Below are 17,703 nucleotides of genomic sequence, written 5' to 3'. Positions count from 1 at the left end.
CGCTCTTTCCCCCAGCAGTGGGGCATCCGTCCCGTCGCCGCCGTGTGCGGCCCCGCGGCCCTGCGGTCCGTCATGGGGTGCCGGTCCGCACCCCATGACGTCCGTATCCCTCAGGACCAGGAGTTGAGCGAGAAGCGTTCGCTCAGCGTGCGGGCGCCGATGGCGTAGTCCCGCAGCTCCTGGGCGTTGCGCACCAGCAGGTCGTCCCCGGAGGACTCGGCGATCGAGCGGAGCCAGCCGTAGGTCTCCTCGGCGGGCACGTCGTAGCGGAAGTGCACCTTGGAGAGGAGGAAGAGGAATTCCTTGAAGTTGGAGCGGTCCACGACCTCACCGAGCTTCAGGATCGCCTCCCGCCGCTCGGCGGGGAGCTGGGGGCGCTCGATGATCCGGGGCTCGCCACCGGGCCGGTGGTAGGACTTGTCGCGGAAGATGTCAGCCTCTTCGTACGGACCGTCGAAGGCGAAGTCGACGCAGAGCATCTGTCTGCTGTCCGCCGAGAAGTTCGCGGCGGCGTGTACGGCCCCGGCGTCCAGGAACCAGATCTCCCCGGGGCGCATGTTGAGCACGGTGTCGTCCTCGGAGTGCAGGGCGGCGGAGTTGGGCTCCAGGAACATCAGCACCCGGAAGTACTGGTCGGCGTCCCGCTCCAGCTCGACGAAGTCCCGGTGGGGAATCACCACCGCGTCCACCAGGTTGCGGGTGCGGACCATGGTGATCCGGTCGGTGTCGAAGATGTTCTCCACCAGCTCCCGCAGGTAGCCGGTCCTTTTGCCGTGCTCGGTGAGCTGGGTGGGCGAGGTGGTGTCCCGGTACAGGTCGTCCTGGGCGTCACCGCTGGCGTTCCACAGCGGGAGGTTCTTCCAGTACCCGTTGCTGAACTCGTCGTAGCCCTCCTCCCCACGAGGCACGGAGGCGAGGTAGGCGAGGTCCGGGGCAAGCCGGCGGTCATCGAGTTCTATCTGTCCGAGGATGTGCGATCGCACGTGGAGAACACCCTTTCTGACACGGGTCGGTGGCCGCGCGGGGCGGACGGGGAGCGTCTGCCCTCAGTCAGCGCTGTGGTCGCGCGTCCGGGGCGGCGTCTGGCATCACGGACTTGGGTCCGGCCGACCCTCCGTGCGGAACGGCACGGGCACCCATAGGGCCCGTTCCGGAGGATGACGTGGCGCAGGAGCACGTGTTTCCCCCCGTCAACTCGCATTTCGAGTGGTCGAGTTGACTGATTCAGGACGCTAATAGACCGATCGCCACTTTGGCAAGCCTTACCTAAGTTGATCATTCTTTGGGTGAACGTCCCAACTCGCGGGTACCACCGCGGAATCACGGGCCGCAGCCCCACTCGTCGCTGGCGCCGAGGGCGTCGGCACCCCCTGGAGCGGCCGAACGTGATCTCCGTCTCGTGGGGGCGCGCTTGCTTCCGCCTCCCCCGTACTGAAGAATCCCCGGCAGTCGCTTCACGACGTCCGGCCCCGTCCTGAGTGACCGCCCGCGTGGTCCCGAGCCCGGCTCGCGCCACGTACTTCGCAGGGCGGACGGAACGCAGCCGGCGGACCGGCAGGCGTAGATGTCCCGCGCAGGAGCCCCGCACCTCGGACACCCGCCCCTCTCCATGGAGCCACTCCCGTGAATGCCACCGCCCCTGTACTGCCCCGCTATGCCATCGACGGGCTGCCCGCCTCCTGGCTCGCCGTCCCGCCGCCGCCCACCGGCTTCCACCACGGTGAACTGCACTTCCGTGAGGCCCGCACGGACAACGGCGACATCGAGATGATCTGCGAGTGGATGAACCGGCCGCACACCGCCAAGGGCTGGGAGTACGACTGGCCGCTGGAGCGCTGGGACGCCCACATCAAGGCCCAGCTGCGCACCGGCTACTCACGGCCCGTCGTCGTGGAACAGCACGGCCGTCCCATCGCCTACATGGAGTTCTACCGGATGGCCCAGGACATCGTCGGCCACCACTACGAGGCCCGGCCGCACGACCTCAGCGTCCACCTGGCCATCGCGGACCCGGCCGACACCGGCCGGGGGCTGGGGTCCCGGATCATCGGTGAGATCACCGAGGAGTTCCTGGACCGGGACCGTGCCTGTGACGCCGTGGTGTTCGAACCCGACGCGGCCAACTCCGCCTCCCGCAAGATGATCGAGAACAACGGCGCCTCGCTGCTGGGCGAGGTGCGGGTGCGCCACCGTCACATCGCGCTGTACGCACGGGTCCGCGACGGGCGGCCGTTGCCCCGGATCGGACAGCCCGTCCGGACGGCGTCGGCCGACATCGCCGCCGACTGAAACGGCGCGCTGTACCGCAGGAGTTCGCGTGCGGCCCGCCTCGCCCCTTCGGCGGGAGCGGGCCCCCGTGCCGTACTCGCCCCTTTGGCAGGAGCGGGCCCCCGTGCCGTATCGGCATCCCCCCCCCGGACTCGCGACCGTACAGACACGTTCTCGCCCGTACCTCAGGGACCCGCATCCGGCGGGTCCGCCGACGGCCGGGCCGGGCGCGCCCGGTTCATCGCTTCAGGCCCGCACCCCGGCCGGGCCGCCGCCGGTCGGGGTACGGGCGCGGCCGCTCCATCGCCTCGGCCCCGGTTCGTACGTTGCTCCCTCAGCCGTCCTGTTCCGCACAGCGGCTGAGCGGGATCACCAGCGGGCAACCGGTCTCCTCGTCGTGCCGGACCCGGGCGCGCAGCCCGAAGACCTCTGCCAGCATCTCCTCGGTGAGCACGTCCCGCGGCGCGCCCTCCGCGACGATGCGCCCCTCCTTCATCGCCACCAGACGATCGGCGTAGCGGGCCGCCAGCGTCAGATCGTGCAGCACCAGCACCACGGTGCGCCCGATGTCCCGGTGCAGCGTCCGCACCAGGTCCAGCACCTCCACCTGGTGCGCCAGGTCCAGGTGGTTGGTGGGTTCGTCCAGCAGCAGCAGCTCGGTGTCCTGGGCGAGCGCCATGGCGATCCAGGCTCGTTGCCGCTGCCCGCCCGAGAGTTCGTCCAGGTTCCGCTCGGCCAGCTCGTAGGTGCCGGTGGCCCGCATCGCCCGGGCCACGACCACCTCGTCCTCGCTGGTCCAGCGCCGGTACCAGCTCTGATGGGGATGCCGCCCCCGGGCGACCAGGTCGGCGACGCTGATTCCCTCGGGTGCCACGGGGGACTGCGGCAACAGGCCGACCAGGTGCGCGACCTGACGGGTCGGCATCCGGTGGATCGGGGCGCCGTCCAGCAGCACCTCACCGGCGCGTGGCTTCATCAGCCGCCCGAAGGCCCGGAGCAGAGTGGACTTGCCGCAGCCGTTGGGTCCGATGACCGCGGTGAACGAACCGTGAGGGATCTCCAGGTCGAGCCCCTCGATCACCGGGCGCTGCGCATAGCCCAGAGTGAGACCCCGCGCACGCAGCCGTACGGCGGCGGGATCCGCTCCGGCCGCTTCCCGCCCCCGCGACGCGGACAGCTCCGCCGCCTTGCCCAGCTTGGTGGTCCCGGTCATGAGGTACGTGCCTTTCCGCTTCGGACGAGCAGGTAGAGCAGATAGGGCGCGCCGAGCGCGGCCGTCACGACACCGACCGGCAGCTGGATGTCGCCGAAGGCGGTACGGCCCAGCACATCGGCCCACACCGTGACGGCCGCCCCCAGCAGGCACGAGGCGAGCAGCGGCGGTGTACCGGTGCGGGCCAGCCGCAGGGCCAGCTGGGGTGCGGCCAGCGCGACGAAGGCGACCGGCCCGGCCGCCGCGGTCGCGGTGGCGGTGAGAAGTACGGCGATGAGGAGCAGGGCCACCCGGGCTCCGGTCATGCGCACCCCGAGGCCCCGCGCGGTGTCCTCGTCGTAGACGAGGGCCCCGAAGGTGAAGGAGAGCACCAGAGCGACGGGCAACAGCACGGCCAGTACCAGGGAGGTGGTCCGGACGACGGACCAGCTGGTGCCCTGGTCGAGGCTGCCGTTGAGCCAGACCAGCGCCCGCCCGACGTCCACGATGTCGGCCCTGACCAGCAGCCAGGAAAGCACGCTGCCGAGGACCGCGTTCACGCCGACGCCGACCAGCAGCACCCGGTAGCCGGAGATTCCCCGCCGCACCGAGAGCAGATGGACGGCCAGGGCGGCGGCCAGAGCGCCGCCCACGGCAGCGGTGGGGACGCCGATGTCGGCCAGCGGGCCGTCGAGAATGCCGTAGGAACCGCCCAGGACGATCACGCCGACGGCGCCGACCCCCGCTCCGCTGGTGATCCCGAGGATGTCGGGGCTGGCCAGTGGGTTGCGCGCGATGCCCTGGATGATCGCTCCCGCCAGTCCGAGCGCGCCGCCCACCAGGACGCCGATCAGCGCGCGCGGCAGGCGCAGTTCGAAGATGACGAAGTCGTGGTCGGAGGTGCCGCCGCCCAGCAGCCGCAGGGCCACCTCCCAGGCGGAGAGGGAACTGCTGCCGCGGGCGGTGCTCATGACGACGGCAGTGAAGAGGACCGCGGCGATCAACAGCGGAACCAGGACCTGCCGGGGGCGCCAGCCGAGGGAGAGCGGACCGGCGCGCAGCGGCCGGCGGCCGAGAACGGCCGGCCGGCGACCGGATCGGGTGCCGTTCCGCTCGGCGCCGACGACGGCGGCTTCCGCTTCCGTGGGCGCCGCTTCCGCAGGCAGCGGAGAACGCGGTCCCGGCGCGATGGGGAGGGTCATGGCCTCACCGGCTTCCGGCGGCTCACCAGGTAGATGAAGACAGGGGCGCCGATCAGCGCGAGCATGATGCCGACCTGAAGCTCTCCGGGCCGGGCGACCAGACGGCCGAGGGTGTCGGCGAGAACCACCAGGGAGGCACCGAGGAGACCTGAGTAGACGAGGATCCAGCGGTAGTCGGGCCCGGTGAAGTACCGCGCGATGTGCGTGGCGACCAGCCCGGCGAAGCCGATCGGCCCGCAGACGGCGACCGCGGTGCCGGTCAGCACGGTGATGGCCACCATGCCGACCGCCCGGGTGAGTCCCACCCGGAGGCCCAGCGACCGGGCCACGTCCTCCCCCAGTGACAGGGCGTTCAGCCCGCCGGCGTTGGCGGCGGCCAGCACCAGACCCACCAGGATGAAGGGGAGCATCTGCACGACGAGGTCCAGCGGGCGGCCGGAGAGAGTGCCCACCGTCCAGAACCGGTAGACCTCCAGGGCCTGCCGGTCGATCAGTACGACGCCCGCGGTGAGTGCCGTGAAGAGAGCATGCGCGGCAGCACCCGCCAGTGCCAGGGTGACAGGAGTGGCGCCGCCCCGGGCGAGCCGCCCCACCATGTGGACCAGCAGGCTGGCCGCGGCGGCACCGAGGAACCCGAACCACACATAGCCGTACAGGCCGGAGACGCCCAGCAGGAAGACGGCGACGACCACACACATCCCGGCTCCCGCACTGATGCCCAGAACCACCGGATCGGCGATGGGGTTGCGGGTATGACCCTGCATCAGCGCGCCGGCCACCCCCAACGCGGCACCGGCCACGAGCCCGAGCCAGGTGCGCGGGAGGCGCAGATCCCGGACGATGATGTCCGCCTCCAGGCCCGTCGGACTCCACAGGCCGTGCCAGACCTGGCCCGGGGTGAGCGGCTTGGACCCCAGGGCGATGGAGAGCAGCACGGCCAGCGCCACCACCCCCAGCAGCACCAGAAGTCCGGCCCAGCGGCGTTGGCCGCCGGCTCCCGTCAGCCGCTGCCGCGCCGGTCGACCCTCCAGGGGGACCCGGAGCGCGGAGCGCGCTTCGATCACGATCTCCTCCACCCCACACAATGATCAACTTAGGTGAGCCTACCCTTGCATTGGCAGGTTTGGAAGGGGCGGCCTCATCCGACGCCGGAGGGAGGGGGTGTCCGGTCAACGACTCCAAGATCCCCAACTGCCGTGGCCCGTACGACTTCCCGGGAACGGCGGCTGATGGGCCCGGCGGTCTTCCCCCGGCCCGGGAAGTGCTCCAGGATTGTGCCCCTCGCACGACGCGCGTCCGGGGGCGTGGCGGGACAAGGCCCGGCACGCCCCGGTGTGGAAGGATCGCCGGCAGCGCGTCATACGAGGTCAGCGCCCGCGAGGCCGATGCCGACGCGTGCGTGAGCCCCTGGACTAGGAGATCCCGCCATGGACTTCGGACTCGTCCTCCAGACCGACCCGCCCGCCTCCGCCGTCGTCGGCCTGATGCGCCGCGCCGAACGCAACGGGTTCCGCTACGGCTGGACCTTCGACTCGGCGGTGCTCTGGCAGGAGCCGTTCGTCATCTACAGCCGCATCCTGGAACACACGGACCGCCTCACCGTGGGCCCGATGGTCACCAACCCGGGCACCCGCACCTGGGAGGTCACCGCCTCCACCTTCGCCACCCTCAACGACATGTACGGCAACCGCACGGTGTGCGGGATCGGACGCGGAGACTCCGCGATGCGGGTCGCGGGCCGCAGGCCCAACACGCTGGCCCGCCTCGGCGAGGCCATCGACGTCATCCGGGACCTCGCCGAGGGCCGGGAGGCCACGGTCGACGGGCAGCCGGTGCAGATCCCGTGGGTGAAGGACGGGCGGCTGCCGGTCTGGATGGCGGCGTACGGGCCCAAGGCCCTGGCGCTGGCCGGACAGAAGGCGGACGGCTTCATCCTCCAGCTCGCCGACCCCTTCCTCACCGAGTGGATGATCAAGGCGGTACGGGACGCGGCGGCCGAGGCCGGACGCGACCCGGACTCCGTCACCATCTGCGTCGCCGCCCCCGCCTACGTGGGCGACGACCTCGACCACGCCCGCGAGCAGTGCCGCTGGTTCGGCGGCATGGTCGGCAACCACGTGGCGGACCTGGTCGCCCGGTACGGAGAGCACTCCGGCCTGGTCCCCGAGGCGCTCACCGCGTACATCGCGGGGCGCTCCGGCTACGACTACAGCCACCACGGGCGCACCGGCAACCCGGACACCGCCTTCGTCCCCGACGAGATCGTCGACCGGTTCTGTCTGCTGGGACCCGCCGAGGCGCACATCGAGAAGCTGCGCCATCTGAAGGACCTGGGCGTCGACCAGTTCGCCGTCTACAACATGCACGACGCCCGCGAGAGGACCATCGACGCGTACGGTGCCGAGATCATCCCCGCCCTGACCGGCTGACGCCCGCCCCTGTACTCCTGTGACGCCGTCACACCGGCTTGACGCTACGCCCCAGCAGAGCCGTCACATCCACCGTCTCGTCCGCCGACGGAGTCTCGGCCGGCACCGGCCGGTCGAAGCCGGAGAAGCTCACCGTCCCCTTCTCGTCCGGTCCGTCCGCCGTGATCCGCACCGGGTAGGGCTCGCCCTCGGTGGCCACGTACACCGTCAGCCGCTCGTCGCCCTGGGTGCGGACCACCGGGATGACGGGAGCGCCGTTCACCTCGGTCTCCTCGCCCTTGGCCAGCGTGCCCCGGCCGGGGGCGTCGGCGTTGTCCTCGATCAGCTCGCGGAAGGTGTCGAGATCGCAGACCTCGGTCACCGTCAGCAGCCGGGGGTCGTCGGCCTTCGCCTTCATGTAGCGGCCGTCGAGGATCGCGTCGAAGGTGGAGCCGCCGATCGGTACATGGGTCTCCCAGAACGCCTTGTCCGGCTTCAGCCAGACGTCGTCGGCGCGCTTCACGATCTCCACGGAGCCGTCCTCGCCCGTGTCGACCCCGCCCACGCAGTTGCCCTCCCGGTCGAGCGTCAGGTCGATGCTCATCCGGTCGCCGCTGCCGCCGAGGCTTCCCCGCGCGCTCAGGTGCAGGGAGGAGACCCCGAGCAGGGCCTCGCGCGAGCGGTCCGCGATCTGCTCGGCGCTGAGCGAGGCGATGTCGTCGTCCGCCTGGGCGACCGCGCCGCCCGTCACGGTGAGGGCGATCGCCGCCGCCCCGGCGGCCGCCCGTGCGGCCCAACGGTGTCCGCTCACGTCGCCTCCTCCGTCAGGGCCGTACGGGCCTGTTCCGGGCCCGCGCTCCGGACCTGCCGTCCGTTCCTCCGAGCGTACGCCGGGGGAGTGGGCGGCGCCCGTACGCCTACGGAGGGTCACGGAGGGGCGGTCTGCCGGTCACGGAAAGCCGCGGAACCCGCCGCCGGTCACCCGCTTCACCGGAACGCTTGAGCGGCCCCGCACTCCTCGTTACCCTCCAGTAAGTACCTGTGGGCGGTGGCCGGGACGACCGGCCGGTCCCACGGCCACGAGGGAGGCGGCACGCCCATGTCCTCAGCGGAGCCCACCGAGCAGACCGGACCGGCCCTGCGGCCGCACCCCGGGCCCACCCCGCCCCCGGCGCCCATGCCCGGCCTGGAGGAGAGCGCGCGCTGGCTCGCGGACTCCACCACCACCTCCACCGAACTTGTCGCCGACGCCCTCGCCCGGATCGAGGCGAGCCGGACCACCCTCAACGCCTTCCGCCATCTGCGGGCCGAGGCCGCCCTCGCAGAGGCCGCCGACGCCGACCGCAGGCTGGCCGCGGGGGAGCGGCTGCCGCTCCTCGGCGTCCCGGTCGCCGTCAAGGACGACACCGACGTGGCGGGCCTGCCCACCCACTTCGGCTGCGACGGCGAACGGCCCCCGGCCACCACCGACAGCGAGGCCGTCCGCAGGCTGCGCGCCGCCGGGGCCATCGTCGTCGGCAAGACCAACTCCTGCGAACTGGGCCAGTGGCCGTTCACCGAAGGGCCCGCCTTCGGTGCCACCCGCAACCCCTGGAACACCGACCACACCCCCGGCGGCTCCTCCGGCGGATCGGCCGCCGCCGTCGCCGCCGGGCTCGTCCCCGCCGCCCTCGGCTCCGACGGCGCCGGGTCCGTCCGCATCCCCGCCGCCTGGACCCACCTCGTCGGCATCAAGCCCCAGCGCGGCCGGGTCTCCGTCCACCCGCACCACGACGCCTTCCAGGGCCTCACCGTCAACGGCCCCCTCGCCCGTACGGTCGCCGACGCCGCGCTCCTGCTGGACGCGGCCGCCGGAGCGCACCCCGACGACCTCCACCGCCCGCCCGCCGTCCGCGCCTCCGAGGCCGCCCGCCGCGACCCGGGCCGCCTCCGTATCGCCCTCGCCTGGCGGCCCCCGCTCACCCTCACCGGCACCGGACCGGACCCCGAGGTGCGCCGGGCCGTCGCCGCGCTCGCCGAGACCCTGGCCCGGCTCGGCCACCACGTGGAGGAGGCCCGCCCCCGGTACGGGCTGATCGGCCTCGCCTTCGTCCCCCGCGCCACCACCGGCATCGCCGAGTTCGCCGCCCGCCACCCCGAACCGGCCCTCCTCGACCCGCGCACCCGCAGCGCCCTGCGGACCGGGACGCGGCTCGGCGGCCGGGTGGTGCGGGCCGCCCGCGCCCGCGAGGTACGGCAGCACCGCCGGATCGGCGCCCTCTTCGACACGTACGACGTCCTCCTCACCCCGACGACCGCCGCACCCCCGCCCCGTATCGGCACCTTCGACCACCTCGGCGCGTGGCGCACCGACGTCACGATGGCGGCCGCCTGCCCCTACGCCTGGCCGTGGAACGTCCTCGGCTGGCCCGGCATCAGCGTCCCGGCCGGGCTCACCCGCTCCGGCCTCCCCGTCGGCGCCCAGCTCCTCGGCCCCTCCCGCGGCGAGGAACGGCTGATCGCGCTGGCCGCCCAGCTGGAGGACGACCTGCGCTGGTACGAGCACCGGCCCCCGGCCCCGTAACCCGGAGTGAAGTGACGCTCACCGGAACCCGTACGGACCGTGAAGCCGTGCGGGGGCCTTGTGGAGCCACGGGCGGCAACGAGATATCTTGATGTCAAGCAATGTTGCAGACGTGGAGCGGAGCACCCGGTGACTGACTCGACCATCATCTATACGCACACCGACGAGGCCCCTGCCCTGGCGACCTATTCCCTCCTGCCCGTGATCGAGGCCTACGCCTCGACCGCAGGCGTCACGGTGGAGCGCCGTGACATCTCCCTCGCGGGACGGATCATCGCCGGTTTCCCGGAGCACCTCAAGGCCGAGCAGCGTATCGATGACGCACTCGCCGAGCTCGGCGAGCTGGCCAGGACGCCCGGCGCGAACATCATCAAGCTGCCGAACATCTCGGCGTCCATCCCGCAGCTCAAGGCGGCCATCGCCGAACTCCAGGAGCAGGGCTACGCGCTCCCGGACTACCCGGACGACCCGCAGACCGACGCCGACAAGGACGTCCGCGCCCGTTACGACAAGGTCAAGGGCAGCGCCGTGAACCCGGTGCTGCGCGAGGGCAACTCCGACCGCCGCGCCCCCGCGTCCGTCAAGAACTACGCCAAGGCCCACCCGCACCGCATGGGCGCCTGGACGGCCGACTCGAAGACGAACGTCGCCACCATGGGCGTCGACGACTTCCGCTCCACCGAGAAGTCCGCGGTCATCGCCGAGGACGGCTCGCTCCGGATCGAGCTGCACGGCGACGACGGCACCACCACCGTGCTCCGCGAGTCCGTACCCGTACTCAAGGGCGAGGTCGTCGACGCGGCCGTCATGCGCGTCGCCGCGCTGCGCGAGTTCTTCACCGCGCAGGTCGCCCGCGCCAAGGCCGAGGGCGTGCTGTTCTCCGTGCACCTCAAGGCCACCATGATGAAGGTCTCCGACCCGATCATCTTCGGCCACGCGGTCCGCGCCTTCTTCCCGAACACCTTCGCCAAGTACGGCGACCAGCTCGCCGCCGCCGGTCTCACCCCCAACGACGGCCTGGGCGGCATCCTCAAGGGCCTGGACTCGCTGCCGGTGGGCGCCGAGATCCAGGCGTCCTTCGAGGCCGAGCTCGCCGAGGGCCCCGCCCTCGCGATGGTCGACTCCGACAAGGGCATCACCAACCTGCACGTCCCCAGCGACGTCATCGTCGACGCCTCCATGCCGGCCATGATCCGCACCTCGGGCCACATGTGGGGCCCGGACGGCAACGAGGCCGACACCATCGCCGTCCTCCCGGACAGCAGCTACGCCGGTGTCTACCAGGTCGTCATCGACGACTGCCGCGCCAACGGCGCCTTCGACCCCGCCACCATGGGCTCGGTGCCCAACGTCGGTCTGATGGCGCAGAAGGCCGAGGAGTACGGCAGCCACGACAAGACCTTCGAGATCCCCGCCACCGGCACCGTCCGCGTCGTCGACACGAACGGCGCTGTCGTGCTGGAGCAGGCCGTCGGCGCCGGTGACATCTTCCGGATGTGCCAGACCAAGGACGCCCCGATCCAGGACTGGGTCAAGCTCGCCGTCACCCGCGCCCGCGCCACCGGCAACCCGGCCGTCTTCTGGCTGGACGAGGGCCGCGCCCACGACGCCAACCTGATCGCCAAGGTCACCACGTACCTCGCCGACCACGACACCGACGGCCTGGACATCTCCGTCAAGACCCCGGAGGAGGCCACCGCCTTCTCCCTGGAGCGCATCCGCCGCGGCGAGGACACCATCTCCGTCACCGGCAACGTGCTCCGTGACTACCTCACCGACCTCTTCCCGATCCTGGAGCTCGGCACCAGCGCCAAGATGCTCTCCGTCGTCCCGCTGATGAACGGCGGCGGCCTCTTCGAGACCGGCGCGGGCGGCTCGGCCCCCAAGCACGTCCAGCAGCTCGTCAAGGAGAACTACCTGCGCTGGGACAGCCTGGGCGAGTTCCTGGCCCTCGCGGTCAGCTTCGAGCACCTGGCCACCACCACGGACAACGCGCGGGCCCAGGTCCTCGCCGACACCCTGGACCGGGCGACCGGCACGTTCCTCAACGAGGACAAGTCCCCGAGCCGCCGCCTCGGCGGCATCGACAACCGCGGCAGCCACTTCTACCTGGCCCTCTACTGGGCCCAGGAGCTGGCCCAGCAGACCGACGACACCAAGCTCGCCGAGGCGTTCGCGCCGCTCGCCAAGACGCTGGCCGAGCAGGAGGAGACCATCATCGCCGAGCTGATCGCGGTGCAGGGCTCCCCGGCCGAGATCGGCGGCTACTACCAGCCCGACCCGGCCAAGGCCGCCGCGATCATGCGCCCGTCCGCCACGTTCAACAAGGCGATCGCGAGCCTCGCCTGACCTGATGTGAGGGCGGGCACCCTCCCCCCGTCCACCGTTCCGCCCCGGCAGGCCCCGCGCCCGCCGGGGCGGTTCGCGTTCTGTCCGTACGCCGGTACACGCACCCACCGCAGGCGGATCCCTGGGTTTCACGTGATCGGGTGAACGACCAATCCGCCCGCCCCACGGCTCCGAATGACGACCGTGAGGATCACCCGGACAGCCCTGACCCGCGGAACGCTCGCCGCCCTGAGCGGACTGCTGGCGGGATTCGCCGCCCTGACCGTCGCCGAACTCGTCTCGGCCGCCGTCAGGCCCGAGTCGAGCCCCGTGACCGCGGTCGGCGGGGCCGCCATCGACCGGACCCCCGCCGGGGTGAAGGACTTCGCGATCCGGACCTTCGGCGAGAACGACAAGCTCGTCCTGCAACTCGGCATCGTCACCACTCTCGCCCTCTTCGCCCTCGCCGTCGGCGTGCTGGCGCTGCGCCACCGCCGTACGGGCTCCGCCGCCGTCCTGGCCTTCGGCGTGGTCGGCGCGGCCGCGGCCGTGAGCCGCCCGGACTCCACCGGGGCGGCCGACGGGCTCCCTTCGCTGGTCGGCGCGGTCGCCGGGGCGTTCCTCCTGTACGTCCTCGTCGGCAGGCTCACCCGCCCGCGCCGGATCGCGGGGGAGGAACAGACCCCGGGGAAGGAACAGGCCTCAGGGAAGGAACAGGCCTCGGGGAAGGAACAGGAGGCGCACGACGGGGGCGGCTGGGACCGGCGGGGCTTCCTGATCGCCGCCACCGCCGCTGCCGCCGCCTCCACAGTGGCGGGAGCGGTCGGCCGGGCCCTGAACGGCCGCAGTGCCCAGGACGCCGTAGCCTCCCGCAACGCCGCGACGCTCCCCGCCCCGGCCTCGCCCGCGCGGCCGATCCCGGCCGGGGCACAGCTGCGGGTACCCGGCCTCCCCCCGTTCACCACCCCCAACGACACGTTCTACCGGGTGGACACCGCCCTGGTGATCCCCAAGGTCGACGCCACCACCTGGCGGCTGCGCATCCACGGCAGGGGCGTACGCCGGGACCTGGAGCTCACCTATCAGGACCTGCTGGACCGCCCCCTGATCGAACGCGAGATCACCCTCTGCTGCGTCTCCAACGAGGTCGGCGGCCCCTATATCGGCCATGCCCGGTGGATCGGCGTACGCCTGGCCGATCTGCTCAAGGAGGCGGGCGTCAAGCCGCCGTCCCGGGGTGGAAAGGCGGACCAGATCATCGCCCGCTCGGTGGACGGCATGACGCTCGGCACCCCCGTCGAGGACGTCATGGACGGCCGGGACGCCATGCTCGCCGTCGGCATGAACGGCGAACCGCTCCCCTTCGTCCACGGATTCCCCGTCCGCATGCTCGTCCCGGGCCTGTACGGGTACGTCTCGGCCTGCAAGTGGATCGAGGACATCGAGCTCACCACCTTCGACGCCTACGACGCGTACTGGGTGAAGCGCAAGTGGGCCCGCAGGGCCCCCATCAAGACCCAGTCCCGGATCGACACCCCCAAGCCCTTCGGGCGGCCCGGGTCCGGCACGGTCATGGTCGCCGGAGTGGCCTGGGCCCAGCACCGGGGCATCGACAAGGTCGAGATCCGCGTCGACGACGGCCCGTGGCGCCCGGCCCAACTGGCCGAGCAGGACACCGTCGACACCTGGCGTCAGTGGTCCTACCCCTGGAAGGCCACCCCCGGCGGCCACACCCTCACCGTCCGCGCCACCGACGGCACGGGCGAGGTGCAGACCGAGAAGCGCACCAAGACCGTCCCGGACGGGGCCAGCGGCTGGCACTCGGTCGTGGTCACCGTCGACTGACCTCCCCCAACAGACCTATCCGTAGCACCACTTCATCCCGTTTCCTCCACCAACGATCCAGGAGAACCCCATGAACGCCCTTCGCCACCGCCGTGCGGCCGTCGCCGTCGTCGCCGCCGTGATGCTGCCCCTCACGCTGACCGCCTGCTCGGACTCCGGCTCGGACTCCGGCTCGGACCAGGCGTCCGACAGCTCCTCCGCCGCCGGGTCGACTCCCGAGGAGTCGAAGCCGGCCGCCGGTGACGACGCCACGACCGGTCAGCCCTTCGGCCCCGCCTGTGCCACCGTCCCCAAGGACGGGGCGGGCAGCTTCGACGGCATGGCCAAGGACCCGGTCGCCACCGCCGCCTCCAACAACCCGGAGCTCTCCACGCTGGTCACCGCCGTGCAGAAGGCCGGTCTCGTCGACACCCTCAACAGCGCGGAGAACATCACGGTGTTCGCGCCGACCAACGACGCCTTCGCCAAGATCCCGAAGGCCGATCTGGACGCGGTCCTCAACGACAAGGCCATGCTGACGAAGATCCTCACCTACCACGTCGTGGGCGAGAAGCTCACCCCGCAGCAGTTGGAGAGCGGCACCTTCGAGACGCTGGAGAAGAGCACGCTGACCACCGCGGGCTCCGGTGAGTCGTACAAGGTCAACGACACGGCCGACGTGGTCTGTGGCAACGTTCCGACCGCCAACGCCACCGTCTACATCATCGACACGGTGCTGATGCCCAAGTAACCGGTCACCCGGCCCCGTTGCGGCTCAGGCCCCCGCCCCGCCCCGCCCCGTCCCGGGTGCGGGCGGCGGGGTCATCGCCCACCGGATGGTCCGGGTCAGGGCCTTCCCCGCAGGGCGTACGCAGACCTCCTCGACCCCCGGCACCCGGGGCAGCCGCAGCGGCTCCCGGGCCCACGGCGGCAGCGCTGCCACGGCGTTGGCGGCGAGTACGGCGTACGGGGGACGGGCCGCCCAGGGCAGGGGCGGGCGCAGCAGGATGAAGCGGGCCGCGTCCAGGGCCTCCTGGGTGGCGCGCAGCTCCGGGCGGTAGGCGGCGATGCGTTCGGCGAGCTCCGCACGGTCGTGCGGCGGGTCGGGGACACCGAGGGCGTGGGCCACGGTCGCCATGTCGTCGATGTACCCGTCGCACCCGGCACCGTCCAACGGCCGTGCCCCGTACCGCTGATGGGCGCGGAGGAAGCTGTCCACCTCGGCGATGTGCACCCAGCACAGCAGGTGCGGATCGGCCGCGTGGTACGGCTCACCGGAGGGCGCGAACCCCCGCACCCGCTCGTGCACGGACCGTACGCGGTCCACCGCCTCCTGCGCGTGCTCGGCCGTCCCGAACGTGGTCACCGCCAGGAACGTGCTGGTCCGCTGGAGCCGCCCCCACGGGTCGCCCCGGAACCCCGAGTGGCCCGCGACGGCGGCCATCGCGAGGGGGTGCAGCGACTGGAGGAGCAGGGCGCGCAGCCCGCCGATGAACATGGACGCGTCCCCGTGCACCCGCCGCACCGGCCGGTCCGGGCCGAACCAGCGGGGGCCGGGGGTGCCGTGGATCCGGGCCCGGTTCTCCGGCCCCGAGGGACCCGCCACCCGGGCGAACAGGCCCCGGCCGAGCCGTTCCCGTATCCCGGAGCCTGGCTGTGCTCTGTCCATGCCTTCCAGTATGCGGGCCTGTGGGGAGCGGGCCCGTGGAGGAGGCCCTACGGCACCCGGGCCGTCCACTCCGGCGTGGCGAACTTCGTCCGTACGAGCTCCTCGGCGCGCGACAGCTCGGCGTCGGTCACGCTGCCCCTGGTCAGACCGTGGCGCTTGCGGAAGGAGTCGATCATCCGCTCGATCACGGCCTGCCGGGCCAGCCCGGTCTGCCGCCGCAGCGGATCCACGCGCTTCTTCGCCGACCGGGTGCCCTTGTCCGACATCTTCTCCTTGCCGATGCGCAGAACCTCCAGCATCTTGTCGGCGTCGATGTCGTACGCCATGGTCACGTGGTGCAGCACCGCCCCCGGGCCCCCGTCCGGCCCCACCACCCGCTTCTGCGCCGCCCCGGCGATCTTGCCGACCTCGGTGGCGATGTCGTTGAGCGGCTGGTACCAGGCCTTGATGCCCATGTCCGCGAGGGCTTCGAGAACCCAGTCGTCCAGATAGGCGTAGCTGTCGGCGAAGGAGAGCCCGGACACCAGCGCCTGCGGGACGGCCAGCGAGTACGTGATCGTGGAGCTGGGCTCCGCGAACATCGCGCCGCCGCCGGAGATCCGGCGTACGACGTTCACGCCGTGCCGCTCCACCCCCGCCGGGTCGACCTCGTTGCGCAGCGACTGGAAGCTGCCGATGATCACGGCGGGGGAGTCCCACTCCCAGACCCGCAGCGTCGGCGGCCGCAGCCCCGCCGCGACCTCGGCGGTGATCACCTCGTCCAGCGCCATGTGCAGCGCGGGCGACTGAGGGGCCTCGTGGATGAGCTGCCAGTCGTAGTCGCTCCACTCTGTGGCCTGCGCCAGCGCCCGGCGTACGGCGGTGGCGACGCCCTCCGCGCTCAGCCCCAGCATCACCGTGGAGCCGGGCAGCGCCGCCTCGATCCGGGCCGCGAGCCCGGCCGTGTCGGTGGTGGCCGGGGCGCCCTCCAGCGCCGCGTCGATCGCGAGGATCGCCTCGTCGGGTTCGAGGAAGAAGTCCCCGGCGACCCGGACGTTCCGCAGCGCCCCGCCCTCCACGTCCAGATCCACCACGACCAGCTTGCCGCCGGGAACCTTGTACTCACCGTGCACAGCGCCGCCTCCAGCTCCTGATGTCCGTTGCGAGGGCCCGGCTCGACGGACGGGCCGGACACAACCGGATACAACGCGCATCGCGGTGGGGATCATCCCCGGACTCCCGGTGGGGATCGTGCCTGGACTCCCGGTAGGACTCGTTCCCGGACGGCTCGTGCCCGCCGCCTCGGCTCCCTGTGATCAGCCGGGCAGGCTGCCGGTCCCGGGAACCGAACGGTCCGTCCCGGCCCTCCTCTTACGTATGGTCCCTTGGCTTGTCTTCGGTGCGTACTGCGTCGCAGTGGTAGGGGCGGGATGGACGGCGTGGCGGGTCCGGGCCGCCGTGGCGAACCCGCCCGTTCCCGAGCGTGAACTCGATGCCTACGAGCTGGGCTATCTGCGGGAGCGGGCAACCGGGGCGGTGGCGGCCAGTGTGGGCCGACTGCTCATGTGCGAGGAGCTCCAGGCCGGCGAGGGGGGCATCACCGTCAACGACATCATCATCAGGGGCGGTGCCATCGTTGCTCGCGAGCCGATCCCCGACAGGCTGCTGAAGCCGCTGGACCGTGCGGTCATGGCCGAGGCACGGGCGCACCGGCAGGCCCGTCGCGGGCGGTTGTACGCCGAGCCGCCGCAGTCGATCCGCTCGCTGGCCGGGACACGTTCTGTCCAGGCGGAGCTGGCACAGATCCGCGACGCACTGCACCGGGACGGCTTGCTCGACGGACCCCCCGCGCGGGCCCGGTTCCGGAGAGGGCTGCTCCCGCTCACCCTTCTGACGGGGGTAGGGATCGTCGCGGCGTTCACGGCCGGGCGCGGCAATCCGATCCCGCTGGTCCTCGCCACGACGGTCGCCGCGGTCATGGCCGTGTCGTTCACCCCGCCGTCGATCAGGACCTCGGGGCGGCTGGTCAGGGAGGCCGCCGAGCAGCATCCGGCGCGGAACACCGACGACGCCGACGCCTTCGCACGGAGCATCGCCCTGCACGGGACATCCGTGCTCCACCGCCGCTATCCGAAGCTCGTCCCGCCCCCACCGATCCGGCGGGCGCCCCGGAGCACCGGCTCGTCGGGGTCCGGCGGCGGTTCGTGGGGCGGCGGTGGCGACGACGGCGGCGGTGGCGGATGCGGTTCGGGCGGCGACTGACCGGCTGA

Annotated in this window: 14 protein-coding genes; 7 read left to right on the top strand and 7 right to left on the bottom strand. The window is 72.0% G+C overall.

Features of this window, described 5'->3' with window-relative positions; all coding sequences use genetic code 11:
- Positions 1-110 precede the first annotated feature (110 nt).
- Positions 111-983, bottom strand: a complete 873-nt coding sequence (locus tag ACFW9Z_RS31570; protein ID WP_384646116.1) for an aspartyl/asparaginyl beta-hydroxylase domain-containing protein — start codon at positions 981-983, stop codon at positions 111-113.
- Positions 984-1,623: 640 nt separating this feature from the next.
- Here ACFW9Z_RS31570 and ACFW9Z_RS31565 point away from each other — a divergent pair.
- Positions 1,624-2,289: a GNAT family N-acetyltransferase gene (locus ACFW9Z_RS31565; RefSeq protein WP_384646114.1), complete on the top strand. Its 666-nt coding sequence runs from the start codon at positions 1,624-1,626 to the stop codon at positions 2,287-2,289.
- Between the two features lie 313 nt (positions 2,290-2,602).
- On the opposite strand, the gene ACFW9Z_RS31560 is transcribed toward ACFW9Z_RS31565, so the two are convergent.
- Genes ACFW9Z_RS31560 through ACFW9Z_RS31550 form a run of 3 tightly spaced genes read right to left on the bottom strand, consistent with a single transcriptional unit; the run spans position 2,603 to position 5,726 of the window.
- A complete protein-coding gene (locus ACFW9Z_RS31560; protein ID WP_384646112.1) occupies positions 2,603-3,481 on the bottom strand; it encodes an ABC transporter ATP-binding protein in 879 nt (292 codons plus the stop codon).
- The gene (locus ACFW9Z_RS31555; RefSeq protein WP_384646110.1) at positions 3,478-4,662 is read right to left on the bottom strand and encodes a FecCD family ABC transporter permease; all 1,185 of its coding nucleotides are present in this window, start codon (positions 4,660-4,662) and stop codon (positions 3,478-3,480) included. Before ACFW9Z_RS31555 ends, ACFW9Z_RS31560 begins: the two co-directional genes overlap by 4 nt.
- Positions 4,659-5,726, bottom strand: a complete 1,068-nt coding sequence (locus ACFW9Z_RS31550) for a FecCD family ABC transporter permease (RefSeq protein ID WP_384646107.1) — start codon at positions 5,724-5,726, stop codon at positions 4,659-4,661. The genes ACFW9Z_RS31555 and ACFW9Z_RS31550 overlap by 4 nt, the downstream gene beginning before the upstream one ends.
- 363 nt (positions 5,727-6,089) lie before the next feature.
- Here ACFW9Z_RS31550 and ACFW9Z_RS31545 point away from each other — a divergent pair, with 363 nt between their 5' ends.
- The gene (locus ACFW9Z_RS31545; protein ID WP_384646105.1) at positions 6,090-7,091 is read left to right on the top strand and encodes a TIGR03842 family LLM class F420-dependent oxidoreductase; all 1,002 of its coding nucleotides are present in this window, start codon (positions 6,090-6,092) and stop codon (positions 7,089-7,091) included.
- Positions 7,092-7,119: 28 nt separating this feature from the next.
- Here the strand turns inward: ACFW9Z_RS31545 and ACFW9Z_RS31540 are convergent, their stop codons facing one another.
- Positions 7,120-7,881, bottom strand: a complete 762-nt coding sequence (locus ACFW9Z_RS31540; RefSeq protein WP_384646102.1) for a hypothetical protein — start codon at positions 7,879-7,881, stop codon at positions 7,120-7,122.
- A gap of 288 nt (positions 7,882-8,169) precedes the next feature.
- Between ACFW9Z_RS31540 and ACFW9Z_RS31535 the strand changes: the two genes are divergently transcribed.
- The 4 genes from ACFW9Z_RS31535 to ACFW9Z_RS31520 all read left to right on the top strand — a co-directional run bounded on the left by ACFW9Z_RS31535 (position 8,170) and on the right by ACFW9Z_RS31520 (position 14,536).
- A complete protein-coding gene (locus ACFW9Z_RS31535) occupies positions 8,170-9,633 on the top strand; it encodes an amidase (protein WP_384646100.1) in 1,464 nt (487 codons plus the stop codon).
- A gap of 129 nt (positions 9,634-9,762) precedes the next feature.
- The gene (locus ACFW9Z_RS31530) at positions 9,763-11,982 is read left to right on the top strand and encodes an NADP-dependent isocitrate dehydrogenase (RefSeq protein ID WP_384646098.1); all 2,220 of its coding nucleotides are present in this window, start codon (positions 9,763-9,765) and stop codon (positions 11,980-11,982) included.
- A gap of 174 nt (positions 11,983-12,156) precedes the next feature.
- Positions 12,157-13,806, top strand: a complete 1,650-nt coding sequence (locus ACFW9Z_RS31525; protein ID WP_384646095.1) for a molybdopterin-dependent oxidoreductase — start codon at positions 12,157-12,159, stop codon at positions 13,804-13,806.
- A gap of 70 nt (positions 13,807-13,876) precedes the next feature.
- Entirely contained in the window at positions 13,877-14,536 is a 660-nt protein-coding gene (locus ACFW9Z_RS31520) for a fasciclin domain-containing protein (RefSeq protein WP_384646093.1), read from the top strand.
- A gap of 24 nt (positions 14,537-14,560) precedes the next feature.
- Here ACFW9Z_RS31520 and ACFW9Z_RS31515 read toward each other — a convergent pair whose 3' ends face one another.
- Entirely contained in the window at positions 14,561-15,454 is an 894-nt protein-coding gene (locus ACFW9Z_RS31515) for an oxygenase MpaB family protein (RefSeq protein ID WP_384646091.1), read from the bottom strand.
- Positions 15,455-15,501: 47 nt separating this feature from the next.
- Complete coding sequence (locus ACFW9Z_RS31510) at positions 15,502-16,566, bottom strand: biotin/lipoate A/B protein ligase family protein (protein WP_384646088.1); 1,065 nt, start codon at positions 16,564-16,566, stop codon at positions 15,502-15,504.
- Positions 16,567-16,810: 244 nt separating this feature from the next.
- Here ACFW9Z_RS31510 and ACFW9Z_RS31505 point away from each other — a divergent pair, with 244 nt between their 5' ends.
- Positions 16,811-17,695, top strand: a complete 885-nt coding sequence (locus tag ACFW9Z_RS31505; protein ID WP_384646086.1) for a TIGR04222 domain-containing membrane protein — start codon at positions 16,811-16,813, stop codon at positions 17,693-17,695.
- Positions 17,696-17,703: the final 8 nt, after the last annotated feature.

The organism is Streptomyces sp. NPDC059452 (assembly GCF_042750035.1).
GTDB lineage: Bacteria > Actinomycetota > Actinomycetes > Streptomycetales > Streptomycetaceae > Streptomyces.
This window is presented reverse-complemented; position numbering and strand designations above follow the sequence as displayed.